This is a genomic window from Rahnella sp. EDr1-12 (assembly GCF_049206505.1).
GTDB classification, from domain to species: Bacteria; Pseudomonadota; Gammaproteobacteria; order Enterobacterales; family Enterobacteriaceae; genus Rahnella; species Rahnella rivi.
Genome location: NZ_JBLZNY010000001.1, coordinates 554,509 through 568,022, shown reverse-complemented (window position 1 = coordinate 568,022; position 13,514 = coordinate 554,509). Strand labels below are relative to the sequence as shown.

Here is a 13,514-nt window from a genome sequence, read left to right as displayed (position 1 = left end):
CGCCCTCCGGCAACGATAAAAATCATCATTTAAAGGTTGGATGACGGATAAAATAGCGCTAAATTCTATTAGTTCTTAGATAACGGCGACTTATCCGGCCTGCGCAAATCCTCGCGTTTCGGCCTTGGCCGTGACGCTATTCGAGAAGGAATGCACTATGCGCTGGTCGTCCGTATCCATGTATTCCCTGCTGGCTGTTGCCGCGTTAATTCTTAACGGCTGCAGCAGCCACGCACCGCCGCCAAGTGGCCGCTTTGCCGATTCCATCACCGTGGTTGCCGAGCTTAACGACCAGCTCAGCCAGTGGCATGGCGCACCGTACCGTTATGGCGGATTACAACCGAGCGGCGTCGATTGCTCCGGTTTTGTTTTCCGTACCTACCGCGACCGTTTCGGCGTCGTGCTGCCACGCACCACCGCCGATCAGACAAAAATTGGCACTAAAGTATCCCGCGATGAACTGCTTCCCGGCGATCTGGTTTTCTTCAAAACCGGCAGCGGTGAAAATGGACTCCACGTCGGCATTTACGACACCGCCGACCAGTTTATTCATGCATCCACCAGCCAGGGCGTCACCCGTTCTTCACTCGATAACGTTTACTGGCGTAAGGTCTACTGGCAGGCGCGACGCATCTGACGTATTCCCCCTGAATTCCCTGCGTATTTCATCCTGATTTTTGCTGTTATTATCAAAACAGACTTTTTCAGGATGAATACGCGATGACACCTCTCAGATTATTACTCTCCGACTCTTACGACCCCTGGTTCAATCTGGCTGTAGAAGACTGCATCTTTCGTGAAATGACCACGCAACGGGTGCTGTTCCTGTGGCGTAATGCGGAAACCGTGGTCATCGGGCAGGCGCAGAACCCGTGGAAAGAGTGCAATACCCGCCGGATGGAAGAAGACGGTATTCGTCTGGCACGTCGCAGCAGCGGCGGCGGCGCGGTTTTCCACGATCTGGGTAATACCTGTTTTACTTTTATGGCCGGTAAACCGGAGTACGACAAAAGCGTCTCTACCGGCATCATTCTCAACGCATTAAAAACGCTGGGTATTGATGCCAGTGCCTCAGGCCGCAACGATCTGGTGGTTCAGACGCCCGAAGGCGAGCGCAAAATTTCCGGTTCAGCCTACCGTGAAACCGTCGATCGCGGTTTTCATCACGGCACTTTATTGCTTAATGCCGATCTCAGCCGTCTGGCTAATTACCTGAATCCTGATGTGAAAAAGCTTCAGGCCAAAGGCATTACCTCGGTGCGTTCACGCGTGGCAAATCTGAATGAATTTGTTCCCGGCATTGACCATCAACAAATCAGCACCGCCGTGGCTGAGGCTTTCTTTGAGTGGTACGGCGCACGGGTGGAACCTGAAATCATCTCACCGGACGTTTTCCCTGACTTACCGGGTTTTCCTGAGCGCTTCGCTAAGCAAAGCAGCTGGGAGTGGAATTTCGGTAAAGCGCCAGCGTTCAGCCATGAACTGAATGAGCGTTTTGTCTGGGGCGGCGTGGATATTCACTTTGACGTGGAAAAGGGTGACATCAGCCGGGCACAAATTTTCACCGACAGCCTGAATCCGGCCCCTTTACTGGCGCTGGCGGGGCAGTTAACCGGAACGCGATACAATGCTCAGGATGTCTCAGAAGTGTGCGAGAAAATTATTCAGCAGTATCCGGCCTTCCGGTCAGAATTAGCGGAACTTCATACCTGGCTGGTGAGATGCATTAAATAATCTGCCCGGAGAGTGGGGTGTCACGCACTCTCCGGAGCTTGCGCAATATCTTATAAGACACTATAACCATTAGCGAAATTGACATTTTTCCGCCTCCGGACCAGTGAAAATGTGGGGATCTCCCATCCCCTGCACATAAAACGTCATCCGCATATAGACGGAGTTGCACGTTATACATAATGGAAATAAGATTAGTCCTAAACTATTTTTTGATATTCAATTTTTCACTTTCCGGTAATACCTCGGGATTACATGATTTTTTGCTCTGACCGCGACACAAGAAAGACTGTAATCACCTCGCAGTGCCGTTGAAGTTTTGGAAAATAATGAAAATACAATTCGATACGGCCTTTAACAGCAGCTACCTGTGTCAGCCAATTTATTCCGTTCAGGGGAAATTGCTTGCGATTGAATTAATTTGTCGCTTCTCCAGCACAGACAGTAAGTTAACTATGCCGACAGAACTGGTGCTGAATTTGCTGTCACAGGCCCAGCTGTTACGTTTTCTCAATGAGCAACAACGTTGGGCGACTGAACATGCGCAATGGTTCAGTGATAACCAGGTCATCTTAAATATCGGTGTTGAAGAGCGGCTGGTGGCGATTCTGCTGGAGGATGAACCGCTGCGAAATGCTTTTAAAGCCCATGCGTTTGTACATCTGAATCTGAGCGAGTCGTTTCCGCAGCTTGCGCAAGGCCGGAACAATCCGCAACTGGTCGCCCTGCAACAACATTTTACGCTGTGGCTGGATAATTTCGGATCAGGCAACGTCACGATGACACCGGTTTACGACCATCTTTTTAAATGGGTAAAACTGGATAAAAACTTATTCTGGCAACTTTACGAGGGAGAGCATTTCACCATCGTTATGCCTTCTTTATTAAGAAACGTCAGCCGTTTCTGCCGCAACATTGTGGTGGATGGGCTGGACAGTCAGGACTATTTTGATGCCTTACGTAAAAATGACGTTCAGGGCCTTAAAGGCTTGTTGTGGCCGGGCGTAGACCCGGAACAACTCGACAGCCTGCTGATCAGGCCCGACCAATTTCATTAATCGTCCGTCTTTATGAGTATGAGTCAATCCCGGCCAGGCCTTGCTGCGCCGGGATTTTTTATGTCGCGACACCAATCTCCCTGCGTTTACTCCGTGTTAATCCCGGCAGGGCGGCTCTACACTAAAGAAAAGGGGGATTTATGCCGCTATTCGAACACCATTATGCCGATCAACTGGACGGATTTTACACTGCCTTGCCACCCACGCCGCTCAAGGGCGCGCGGCTCTTGTATCACAGCGCACCACTCGCGCGGGAGCTGGGACTGGATGAAACGCTCTTCGATGATGCCCACCGCGAATTCTGGTGCGGTGAGACATTTTTCCCCGGCATGTTGCCGCTGGCGCAGGTCTACAGCGGCCACCAGTTTGGTCAGTGGGCGGGGCAGCTGGGCGATGGCCGGGGTATTTTGCTGGGTGAGCAGGTATTGCCTGACGGCAAACGTGTTGACTGGCACCTGAAAGGCGCCGGGCTGACGCCATATTCGCGCATGGGCGATGGCCGCGCAGTGTTGCGCTCCGTCATCCGTGAGTTTCTGGCCTCCGAAGCCTTAAACCATTTGTCCATTCCGACCACGCGCGCGCTGACGATCGTCACCAGCGATCAGCCGGTATTTCGGGAGCAACCTGAACGCGGCGCAATGCTGATGCGCATAGCCGAAAGCCATATCCGCTTCGGTCACTTCGAGCACTTCTATTACCGCAAACAGCCTGAACAGGTAAAAATGCTGGCCGACTATGTCATTGCTCATCACTGGCCGCAGCTGTCAGAAAATGAGCCCGTGGCGACAAGCCGTTATCAGCAATGGTTCAGCGACGTGGTGAAGCGAACGGCGGAAATGGTTGCCCGGTGGCAAAGTGTGGGGTTCGCGCACGGCGTGATGAACACCGACAATATGTCGATTCTCGGGCTGACGATGGATTATGGCCCCTACGGTTTCCTTGACGATTACCAGCCGGGTTACATCTGTAATCACTCGGATCATCAGGGGCGCTACAGTTACGATAATCAGCCGGCAGTCGCGTACTGGAATCTTCACCGGCTGGCGCAGACCTTGTCCGGGCTGATGAGCACTGAACAGTTACAGGCCGCGCTGAGCGGGTATGAGCCAGCGCTGATGAAAGCCTACGGCACGCTGATGCGGGGCAAACTTGGGTTCTTTACCGAGAATAAGCAGGACAACAATCTGCTCACCGGGTTGCTGAGTCTGATGGAAAAAGAGGGCAGGGATTTCACGCAAACTTTCCGGTTGCTCAGCCAGGTTGAGCAGCAACAGGCCACGTCGCCGCTGCGCGATGCGTTTATTGACCGCGCGGCGTTTGACAGCTGGTACCAGAGTTATCGTCAGCGTTTGCAGGAAGAGGGCGTGGAGGACGCCACCCGTCAGCAGGCAATGAAATTGAGTAATCCGCGCATCATTCTGCGTAATTACCTGGCACAGCAGGCCATTGAACTGGCGGAAGTGGACGATATCAGTGCGCTGACGGCGTTACATCAGGCGTTGCAGGATCCATACGGTGACGATCCGCAGTACGATCATCTGGCCGTACTGCCGCCTGACTGGGGCAAACATCTGGAAATTTCCTGCTCAAGCTGACCCGCACGCTCTGCAGGCAGATTTACTGCCGCAGAAAGACCTGTGGTAACGCCGTTTCCGGATGCGGGCAGACGTTCAAATCTGCCTGATACCAGCGGCTCAATGTCTCCTCGCTCAATACTGCGGCAGGTGTTCCGCTGGCGACCACTCTGCCGCTGTGCAGCAAAATGATCCTGTCGGCATACAGCGCCGCCAGATTCAGATCATGCAGCACGCAGCACACGGACAGCGGCGTCTGCTGCGTCAGCTGACGTAACAGGCGCAGCGCATGTTGCTGATGATATAAATCCAGTGCCGATGTCGGTTCGTCCAGAAACAACCAGCGCGGTGAAGGGTCGGGCTGCCAGAGCTGAATCAGTACGCGGGCCAGCTGGACGCGCTGCTGTTCGCCGCCTGACAGATGACGATAATCACGATCCGCCAGATTCAGACAACCGGTTTGCGCCATGACGTCGTTCAGCGCCTGCTGCATATTCAGCTGACCATGCGGCGACCGCCCGAGCGTCAGCACTTCCCGCACACTGAAACCAAACGCCAGCGTACTGTTCTGGCGCATGACCGCACGGGTACGCGCCAGTTCCTGCGCGGACCACTCTGTCAGCGCTTTTCCCTGCAAGGTACACCGGCCTTTTTGCGGTGCCAGATAGCCGGTCAGCATGCGCATCAGTGTCGATTTTCCGGCACCGTTAGGGCCAATCAGCGCGACCATTTCACCGCTGTGCAGACTGAGCGACACATCGTCAATTAACCGGCGGCCTTCAACGGCGTACACCAGATTTTCTGCCACCAGGGCGGAGGAAAAATCAGACATTACGCGGTACTCCAGGGCGAAGAATCAGCCATAAAAAGTAAGGGCCGCCGATGATACTGGTGATCAGCCCGACCGGCATTTCTGCCGGTGCCACCAGTGTGCGGGCCAGTGTGTCGGCCAGTAAGAGCAGGCAGGCACCCGCCATCGCCGACCCCGGCAGCAGCCAGCGATGGTCGGCACCGATGCGCATGCGCAGCAAATGCGGGATCACCAGTCCGATAAAGCCAATCACGCCTGACACCGCCACCGCGGCACCGACCAGCAGCGCGCTGAGAAGCAGCAATTGCAACTGCGTCCGGCGAACATTGACGCCGAGGTAATGCGCATCCTCTTCGCCCAGTTGCAAAATATTAAGACGGCGGGACATGAAAAAGGTGGCGATACAGGCGGGCAAAATAAGGGAGGAGGCCACCGCCAGCGTCGGCCATTGCGCCTGCCCGAGGCTGCCCATACTCCACAGCGAGAACTGGCGCAGTTGCTGATCGTCACTGACATAGGTCAGCACGCCAACCGCCGCGCCGCACAGTGCATTAATCGCAATTCCGGCCAACAGCAGGCGCGATAATCCGCCGTGTCCGAACCGGCTCAGCGTGAAAACCACCAGTGAAATCGCCAGGCTGCCTGCAAAAGCGCTGATCATATGGCTGTACAACGCCAGCAGCGGCGGCAGGGCCAGCGGCATCACTATGGTCAGCGCCACCGCCAGCGCGGCACCGCTGCTGATCCCAAGAAGGCCCGGATCGGCCAGCGGATTGCGGAACAGCCCCTGCATCACCGCGCCGGAACTTGCCAGCGCACAGCCGACCACCACCGCCAGCAACACGCGCGGCAGGCGGACGGTTAACCACACCTGCCATAATCCGTCACTGAACGGCAGGCCTGCCAGAGTGCGCAGCGACAGCGACATGGCACCGGTATTCGCCGCCAGAATAGCCAGCAGCAGCAGAGCTCCACCGAGGCCCGTCAGCGCCCAGACCGGCGAGCGCCGGCGGGATGGCATTGGGGGGCTCATGCTGCTCATTTAACGTTTTCCGCCGCCTGACGGAGCTGAGTCATCACTGCCGGAGTTTGTAATCCAAAGCCCAGCAGGGACATATCATCGAGCACCAGTACGCGTTTGTTTTTACCGGCTGGCGTCATGGCCACGCCGGGTAATTTCCACACCTGATCCATTCCGCCTAAGCTTTTAATTCCGTCAGCGGTCAGCAGCAAAATGTCTGGCGCGCTGGCAATCACCCCTTCCTGGGACAGCGGACGATAGCGGCTGAAACCTTGCATGGCATTCTTCGCGCCAACCGACGTGATCATCGCATCGGCTGCCGTATCCTGACCGGCGGCCATCGAGGTCATGCCGCCGTGGCTCATCACAAACAGCATTTTTACCGGCAGAGGATCGTGTTTGACGGCAGAAAGCTGGGTGCGATAAGTCGCAATCAGCTTTTCACCTTCAGCCTGACGGTTCAGCGCTTTGGCAATCACATCAATCTTTTTCGGCACGGCATCCACTGACGCCATGCCCGGCACGCGGACGACCTTCACACCGTTTTGTGCCAATTGCTGTAATACCAGCGAAGGCTCGGCCAGTTCACTGCTCAGCACCATCGTCGGGTGCATGGAGAGAATGCCCTCGGTATTAAGCTGACGCATATAACCGACGTCCGGCAGCGCCAGCACGGCTTTGGGGCGCAGACTGGTGCTGTCGCGCGCCACCATTTCATTGCCCGCACCCAGTGCGTAAACAATTTCAGTCACGTCACCGCCGATACTTACCAGCTTTTCTGCGGCGTGGATCAGCGGCGAAGAGAGCAGGGCGACGGTGGCGATCAGCGTTTTCAGTGTGTGTTTCATACCGTGGCGCCTTCGTTGCTCAGTTGTGCCAGCTGTTCGCGCCATTGCGTTTGTTCAGGCGTGCCTTCGGTGCGCTGACCATACAGTTGCGCAATCTGAGTGCCATCTGCGGCGAACAGTTCCAGACTGGTGACGAAGCCATCTTTGGTAGGTTTACGGGTGATCCAGCTCTCTGCAATGGCACTTTCCACCAGATGGAGTGTGAAACGCGTATTGAAAACGTTGATCCATTCGCCGTGTGGCATCACTTTTTCGATCTTGCCGGTGAAGATTTGCACACAGCCTTTGTTGCCGATGAAAATCATGATCTCGTTCTGACTGTCTTTGGCAATGTTCAGTAAACGGGTGAGGGAATCGTTTTCAACCCGCCAGGCCAGATCATCGCCAACCGCGTTGAATGCCTGCTGGCGCGTGACATCATGACGTTTAAGCAACTGGAAAAACTGGTGAACGTCTGTCATCGCACGCCACTCGGCATCAAGAGTGCTGGTGTCTGCAGGTGTCGGTTCCGGTGAAGCGGGTGCGGCTTCGAGTTGCAGCGGCGGGTTAACGTCGCTTTTGTACTGTTCAACCAGCGCATTCCACGCCGCCATGTCCGTTTCATCGGTGGTATAAACTTTATGCACCGCCTCGCCCTGAGCATCAAAGAACTGAATGCTGTGACGATCGCCGCGTGCGGTGGATTCCGTCATGCTGAAAATATGCAACCAGTGTTGCAGGAACAGGCGCAAATCCAGCGCACGCGGATTGAGGATAAGCCCGGCGTGTCCGTTCAGATGCTGATTCTGATAATGGCCCTGTTGTTCGTGAACGGCATATTCGTTGCGGGTGATGGATTTTGTGCCGCCGACGTGTTCCAGCGCGGCGAGCAGCGTGCGGGCATCAACATTCAGTCTTGCTGAGTCGTGGGAAACGCGCAGGGCCGTTAATTCGGCTTCGCTGATACCAAGAATGTTGGCCAGATCGCGTGCGTATTTACCTGGATTAGCGTCTTTTGCCTGTAAATAATCCTGATAGTGAACTGAATGCATGGCTGTCTCCTCGTAGTCTTAAACGTCATCCGCCATTGGGCAGATAAAAATTTGAGCTGTTATGTGAATGATTTGTAAAATATTGTTCCGCATGACCACTATCTCGCTCAAGCATGGTAATGGGAATTAATATCAATTTGATAATCATTATCAAATCATTGCAGAAACACATCAAGAAAATTTTTGTTGGCAGAATGTAATTTTCGGAAAATAGCCCTTTAAATACCGGGGGATAACGCAGTGGTTTTGAAAATATTGAGGTGAACGTCAGGGCGATCTGAAGGCATAAAAAAGGGCAACGTGAACGTTGCCCTGGGCTGTCTTGCGTGGTTTACCGGAAGGGATCAGAACCGGCTGTCGGTGGCATCCGCCAGCATGGACAGCAGCGTTTCTGTATCTTCCCAGCTCAGGCAAGGGTCGGTAATGGATTTTCCGTATACCAGCGGTTTGTCGGGCACGATAGGCTGAGTTCCTTCGACCAGGAAACTTTCCGCCATGATGCCTGCTACCGCTGTAGAACCGCTGCGAATTTGCTCGCAGATATCGGCCGCAACATCCAGCTGGCGCCGGTGCTGTTTCTGACAGTTACCGTGGCTGAAATCAATGACCAGGCGCTGTGGCAGGTCGAATTCGGCAAGATTCAGACAAGCCTGTTTAAGATCTTCAGCATGATAATTCGGTTTTTTACCACCGCGCATAATGACATGGCCGTAAGGATTACCGGCGGTGCGATATATCGTCATCTGACCGTTTTTGTCCGGCGACAGGAACATATGGCTGGTGCGGGAGGAGCGCATAGCATCAATGGCGATGCGGGTGTTGCCGTCTGTACCGTTTTTAAAACCCACCGGACAGGACAGGGCGGACGCCATTTCGCGATGGATCTGGCTCTCAGTGGTACGCGCACCGATAGCGCCCCAGCTGATGAGATCGGCAATATACTGGCCGATCACCATATCCAAAAATTCGGTCGCGGTAGGAATACCCAGCTCATTGATGGCCAGTAAGACTTTGCGCGCCAGCTCGATACCCTCATTAACCCGGCATGAGCCGTTTAACTCCGGATCTGAAATCAGACCTTTCCAGCCCACCACGGTGCGGGGTTTCTCAAAATAAGTTCGCATCACGATTTCAAGGCGATCCTGATATTTCTCACGCAGAACATTCAGCTTTCCGGCGTAATCAATAGCGGCTTCAATATCATGAATTGAGCAGGGCCCGACAACCACCAGCAGACGCGGGTCTTCACCGGTAATAATTTTTTCAATACGTTTACGTGATGCCATCACGTGTTGGGCGACCGACGGAGAGATTGGCAATTTATCTGCCAGTGCCTGAGGCGTAATCAGGCTGTCGATGCGCGTCGTACGCAGCTCATCTGTTTGTGACATGGTGCTCTCTAAAATTTGTTTCTTCGCTGCGGCAGGAATACCGGGAAGTGATGGCGATCACAATAACGTAATAACAGATGAATTCAACCACTGTTGGCGGGTTATGCCACCCACATCAGCAAAAGGCTCAGAACATGCGGCGACTCATGCCGAAGCTGTCCATGATCTTCGCTGCAATCTCCTCAACAGAATAGTTTGTGCTGTTGAGATAGCGGATCTGATTTTTACGGAAAAGTGCTTCCACTTCAGAGACTTCCATGCGGCACTGGCGCAGGGAGGCGTAGCGGCTGTTTTCCACCCGTTCCTGACGTATAGCGGTTAAGCGTTCAGGATCGATGGTCAGCCCGAAAAGCTTATGCATATGAGGTTTCAGTGCCGCAGGCAGCTGAATATTATCCATATCATCGGCGGTAAACGGGTAGTTTGCCGCGCGGATCCCAAACTGGAGTGCCAGATAGAGGCTAGTCGGTGTTTTGCCGCAGCGGGACACGCCCAGCAAAATCACCTGCGCCTGATCCAGATTTCGCAAAGAAATCCCGTCGTCATGCGCCAGGGTGTAATCAATGGCGGCAATACGTGCATCATATTTAGTGATATTGCTGGCGGTCAGGCCGTGCGTGCGGTTGGCAATCGGCGTTGGCTCCACGCCCAGCTCATTTTGCAGCGGCGCCACCAGAGACTGCACAATATCCTGACAAAACCCTTCACTGGCTTTGATGATGTCACGAATGTCCGGTGAAACGATCGAGTAAAACACCAGCGGGCGGTCACCCGTGTTTTCATAAATGGTGTTGATTTGCTCGCACACTTTTTTAGCGCGTTCCTCACTCTCGACGAAAGGGAGCGAATACGTGGTCGCGTTGACCGGAAACTGTGACAACACGGCATGGCCTAATACCTCAGCCGTAATTGCCGTACCGTCGGAAATGTAAAATACACATCTGTCCACACACCGCTCCTGAAATTCTTTCTGTTTACCTCACCCTTTCGGGAACACGCTTAGTAATACCGAGAAATCGCATAAATAAAAAGGCTATTTCACCTGACCTTCAGACTTATGTTCATTGCTGCGAGACAGTGCGCAAAATGACTGTAATAAATGAAATAGGATTTTAATTTTTTCGCGATTCTCCGCAGCTTTTTGATTTGCTTCAGCAGCGCGTCAGCTTCTCTGGTAGCCTGATTTTTGTGACAGGTTTACAGACAATTTCATGCTGATTCATAAGGAATATTGTGATTTTCACCTGAACGGTCCGCCGCCGGGCTGTGGAATTTTCCGAAACAAAAATAGTTTGTTTTGCTGGATCGATTCACCTGTCCTGCTCTTATGGATCATTATGCTAGTCTCGAAATAACAGCGTGATATATGAACCGGTGTTAACAGACACGCTGCCAGATAAAATTAAGTCATTTGTCTTCTGACTGTGCGAATGAATGACGACTCTCTGCTCTCCTACTGAATATTAAGAAAGGATTGTTTCATGGCTCATCTCGATCCCGATTTACGCAATGTTATCTGGTACAACCAACTGGGTATGAACGACGTTGATAAAGTCGGGGGCAAGAACGCATCCCTCGGGGAAATGATCACCAATTTGTCTGAGTTAGGGGTATCTGTCCCTAATGGTTTTGCCACCACTTCTCAGGCTTTCAATGACTTTCTCGACCAAAGCGGCGTGAATCATCGCATCCATGAGTTACTGGATAAAACCGATGTAGATGATATTGCGCAGTTAACGCAGGCGGGGGAAAAAATTCGACAGTGGATAGTGGAAACGCCTTTCCTGCCTGAGTTTGAAGCCTCCCTCCGTGAGGCTTATCAGCAACTTTCTGAAGGTGAGCCTGATGCTTCTTTTGCCGTGCGTTCTTCCGCCACGGCTGAAGATATGCCCGATGCTTCTTTTGCCGGGCAACAGGAAACATTTCTCAACGTTCAGGGTTTCGATGCCGTACTGACTGCAGTGAAGCACGTTTACGCGTCGTTATTTAACGATCGTGCAATCTCGTATCGTGTGCATCAGGGTTACGATCATCGCGGCGTTGCGCTTTCAGCCGGCGTACAACGCATGGTGCGTTCTGATCTCGCGGCCGCAGGGGTGATGTTCACCATAGATACTGAGTCTGGTTTTGATCAGGTGGTCTTTATCACGTCAGCCTTCGGCCTGGGCGAAATGGTGGTTCAGGGCGCGGTAAACCCGGATGAGTTCTACGTGCACAAACCGACGCTGGCGAAAAACAAGCCGGCCATCGTGCGCCGCACCATGGGCTCCAAGAAAATTCGCATGGTGTATGCAGCCAGCCAGGAGCACGGCAAACAAGTTCAGATTGAAGATGTGCCCGCCCAACTCAGCACAACCTTCTCGCTGACGGACGAAGAAATTCAGGCGCTGGCGCGTCAGGCATTGTTAATTGAAAAACATTATGGCCGTCCGATGGATATCGAATGGGCGAAAGACGGACATAACGGCAAGCTGTATATCGTGCAGGCGCGCCCGGAAACTGTACGTTCTAACGGTCAGGTGATGGAGCGTTACCAGCTCAACGGCAGCAGCAACGTGCTGGTGGAAGGCCGGGCCATCGGTCACCGTATCGGCGCGGGCCCGGTGAAAATCATTCATGACATCAGTGAAATGCATCACGTTAAGCCCGGCGATGTACTGGTGACCGACATGACGGATCCTGACTGGGAACCGATCATGAAAAAAGCGTCGGCGATTGTCACCAACCGCGGTGGCCGAACCTGTCATGCGGCGATCATTGCCCGTGAACTGGGGATCCCGGCAGTGGTTGGCTGTGGTGATGCCACTGAAAAACTGAAAGAAAAACAGAAGGTCACGGTGTCCTGTTCCGAGGGCGACACCGGCTATGTGTATCAGGATGAGCTGGACTTCACGATACAAAGTTCTGAGGTAGATGAACTTCCGGCGCTCCCGCTGAAAATTATGATGAATATCGGTAACCCGGATCGCGCATTTGATTTTGCCTGCCTGCCAAATGAAGGTGTCGGTCTGGCGCGGTTAGAATTCATTATCAACCGCATGATAGGGGTGCATCCGAAAGCATTGCTGGAATTTGACCAGCAGACGCCGGAGTTGCAGAACGAAATCAGTAAACTTATTCAGGGATATGACAGCCCGCGTGAGTATTACGTGGCGCGGCTGACCGAAGGGATCGCCACGCTGGGCGCAGCTTTCTGGCCAAAACGCGTGATCGTGCGTTTGTCTGATTTCAAATCGAATGAATACGCTAACCTGGTCGGTGGCGAGAAATACGAACCGCATGAAGAAAACCCGATGCTGGGCTTCCGTGGTGCGGGCCGTTATGTGTCTGACAGCTTCCGCGATTGTTTTGCGCTGGAATGTGAAGCCATGAAACGGGTGCGTAATGACATGGACCTGACCAATGTTGAAGTGATGATCCCGTTTGTTCGCACCGTTGCACAGGCTGAAGCCGTGGTTGCAGAACTGGCCCGTCAGGGATTAACACGTGGTGAGAACGGCCTTAAAGTCATCATGATGTGTGAAATCCCATCGAATGCGCTGTTGGCAGATCAGTTCCTTGAACACTTCGACGGTTTCTCTATTGGCTCAAACGACATGACCCAGCTGACGCTGGGGCTGGATCGCGATTCCGGCGTGGTGTCTGAGCTCTTTGATGAACGTAACGAAGCGGTGAAAGCGCTTTTATCGATGGCGATTAAAGCCGCGAAGAAACAGGGCAAGTACGTAGGCATCTGCGGACAGGGTCCTTCTGATCATCAGGACTTTGCCCAGTGGCTGATGGAAGAGGGTATCGACAGCTTGTCGCTCAATCCGGATACCGTCGTGCAGACCTGGCTGGCGCTGGCAGGCAAGTAAATAAATTCCGAATGTAGGTGAAATAATGAATGCAGGCCATCGTGTAAAAGCGATGGCTTTTTTTATGAACTAAAAATACCGGGGTATGTCAGGTGCGAAAAATAACCTAGGGCAAATTTCGGATAAAAAAAAGCCCGTCACGAAGACAGGCAAAGACTACACACAGCAATTTGGGGTATACATGCTTTAGGG

11 protein-coding genes are annotated in these 13,514 nt (G+C 53.2%); 5 read left to right on the top strand and 6 right to left on the bottom strand.

Going from position 1 to position 13,514, the window contains the following annotated elements; translation table 11 throughout:
- The first annotated feature begins 157 nt into the window (after positions 1–157).
- The 4 genes from ACO0U8_RS02495 (at position 158) to ACO0U8_RS02480 (ending at position 4,384) form a co-directional block, all read left to right on the top strand.
- Positions 158–637, top strand: a complete 480-nt coding sequence (locus ACO0U8_RS02495) for an NlpC/P60 family protein (RefSeq protein WP_082465713.1) — start codon at positions 158–160, stop codon at positions 635–637.
- 83 nt (positions 638–720) lie between these two features.
- Complete coding sequence (locus ACO0U8_RS02490; RefSeq protein WP_056773496.1) at positions 721–1,734, top strand: lipoate--protein ligase A; 1,014 nt, start codon at positions 721–723, stop codon at positions 1,732–1,734.
- Positions 1,735–2,060: 326 nt separating this feature from the next.
- Complete coding sequence (locus tag ACO0U8_RS02485) at positions 2,061–2,789, top strand: EAL domain-containing protein (protein ID WP_122095596.1); 729 nt, start codon at positions 2,061–2,063, stop codon at positions 2,787–2,789.
- 140 nt (positions 2,790–2,929) lie between these two features.
- Positions 2,930–4,384 carry a protein adenylyltransferase SelO gene (locus ACO0U8_RS02480; protein ID WP_421670208.1) on the top strand — a complete coding sequence of 485 codons (1,455 nt, stop codon included), beginning with the start codon at positions 2,930–2,932 and terminating at the stop codon, positions 4,382–4,384.
- 22 nt (positions 4,385–4,406) lie between these two features.
- Here ACO0U8_RS02480 and ACO0U8_RS02475 read toward each other — a convergent pair whose 3' ends face one another.
- The 6 genes from ACO0U8_RS02475 to ppsR form a co-directional block, all read right to left on the bottom strand.
- Positions 4,407–5,195: a heme ABC transporter ATP-binding protein gene (locus ACO0U8_RS02475; protein ID WP_421670207.1), complete on the bottom strand. Its 789-nt coding sequence runs from the start codon at positions 5,193–5,195 to the stop codon at positions 4,407–4,409.
- Positions 5,188–6,195, bottom strand: a complete 1,008-nt coding sequence (locus tag ACO0U8_RS02470) for a FecCD family ABC transporter permease (RefSeq protein WP_136375160.1) — start codon at positions 6,193–6,195, stop codon at positions 5,188–5,190. The genes ACO0U8_RS02475 and ACO0U8_RS02470 overlap by 8 nt, the downstream gene beginning before the upstream one ends.
- Positions 6,196–6,212: 17 nt before the next feature.
- Entirely contained in the window at positions 6,213–7,043 is an 831-nt protein-coding gene (locus ACO0U8_RS02465) for a heme/hemin ABC transporter substrate-binding protein (RefSeq protein ID WP_217203254.1), read from the bottom strand.
- Complete coding sequence (locus tag ACO0U8_RS02460) at positions 7,040–8,074, bottom strand: hemin-degrading factor (protein WP_217203257.1); 1,035 nt, start codon at positions 8,072–8,074, stop codon at positions 7,040–7,042. The genes ACO0U8_RS02465 and ACO0U8_RS02460 overlap by 4 nt, the downstream gene beginning before the upstream one ends.
- A gap of 344 nt (positions 8,075–8,418) precedes the next feature.
- Positions 8,419–9,465, bottom strand: a complete 1,047-nt coding sequence (locus ACO0U8_RS02455; protein WP_217203259.1) for a 3-deoxy-7-phosphoheptulonate synthase — start codon at positions 9,463–9,465, stop codon at positions 8,419–8,421.
- Between the two features lie 127 nt (positions 9,466–9,592).
- On the bottom strand, positions 9,593–10,414 hold the full coding sequence (gene ppsR / locus ACO0U8_RS02450) for a posphoenolpyruvate synthetase regulatory kinase/phosphorylase PpsR (protein ID WP_122095592.1): 822 nt from the start codon (positions 10,412–10,414) through the stop codon (positions 9,593–9,595).
- Positions 10,415–10,946: 532 nt separating this feature from the next.
- Between ppsR and ppsA the strand changes: the two genes are divergently transcribed.
- Positions 10,947–13,322: a phosphoenolpyruvate synthase gene (gene ppsA, locus ACO0U8_RS02445; RefSeq protein WP_217203261.1), complete on the top strand. Its 2,376-nt coding sequence runs from the start codon at positions 10,947–10,949 to the stop codon at positions 13,320–13,322.
- Positions 13,323–13,514: the final 192 nt, after the last annotated feature.

What these genes read in the sequence shown, in the direction of transcription:
- ACO0U8_RS02495 (WP_082465713.1), top strand. Translation starts at nt 158, where the DNA reads ATGCGCTGGTCGTCCGTATCCATGTATTCCCTGCTGGCTGTTGCCGCG.
- ACO0U8_RS02490 (WP_056773496.1), top strand. Translation starts at nt 721, where the DNA reads ATGACACCTCTCAGATTATTACTCTCCGACTCTTACGACCCCTGGTTC.
- ACO0U8_RS02485 (WP_122095596.1), top strand. Translation starts at nt 2,061, where the DNA reads ATGAAAATACAATTCGATACGGCCTTTAACAGCAGCTACCTGTGTCAG.
- ACO0U8_RS02480 (WP_421670208.1), top strand. Translation starts at nt 2,930, where the DNA reads ATGCCGCTATTCGAACACCATTATGCCGATCAACTGGACGGATTTTAC.
- ACO0U8_RS02475 (WP_421670207.1), bottom strand. Translation starts at nt 5,195, where the DNA reads ATGTCTGATTTTTCCTCCGCCCTGGTGGCAGAAAATCTGGTGTACGCC.
- ACO0U8_RS02470 (WP_136375160.1), bottom strand. Translation starts at nt 6,195, where the DNA reads ATGCCATCCCGCCGGCGCTCGCCGGTCTGGGCGCTGACGGGCCTCGGT.
- ACO0U8_RS02465 (WP_217203254.1), bottom strand. Translation starts at nt 7,043, where the DNA reads ATGAAACACACACTGAAAACGCTGATCGCCACCGTCGCCCTGCTCTCT.
- ACO0U8_RS02460 (WP_217203257.1), bottom strand. Translation starts at nt 8,074, where the DNA reads ATGCATTCAGTTCACTATCAGGATTATTTACAGGCAAAAGACGCTAAT.
- ACO0U8_RS02455 (WP_217203259.1), bottom strand. Translation starts at nt 9,465, where the DNA reads ATGTCACAAACAGATGAGCTGCGTACGACGCGCATCGACAGCCTGATT.
- ppsA (WP_217203261.1), top strand. Translation starts at nt 10,947, where the DNA reads ATGGCTCATCTCGATCCCGATTTACGCAATGTTATCTGGTACAACCAA.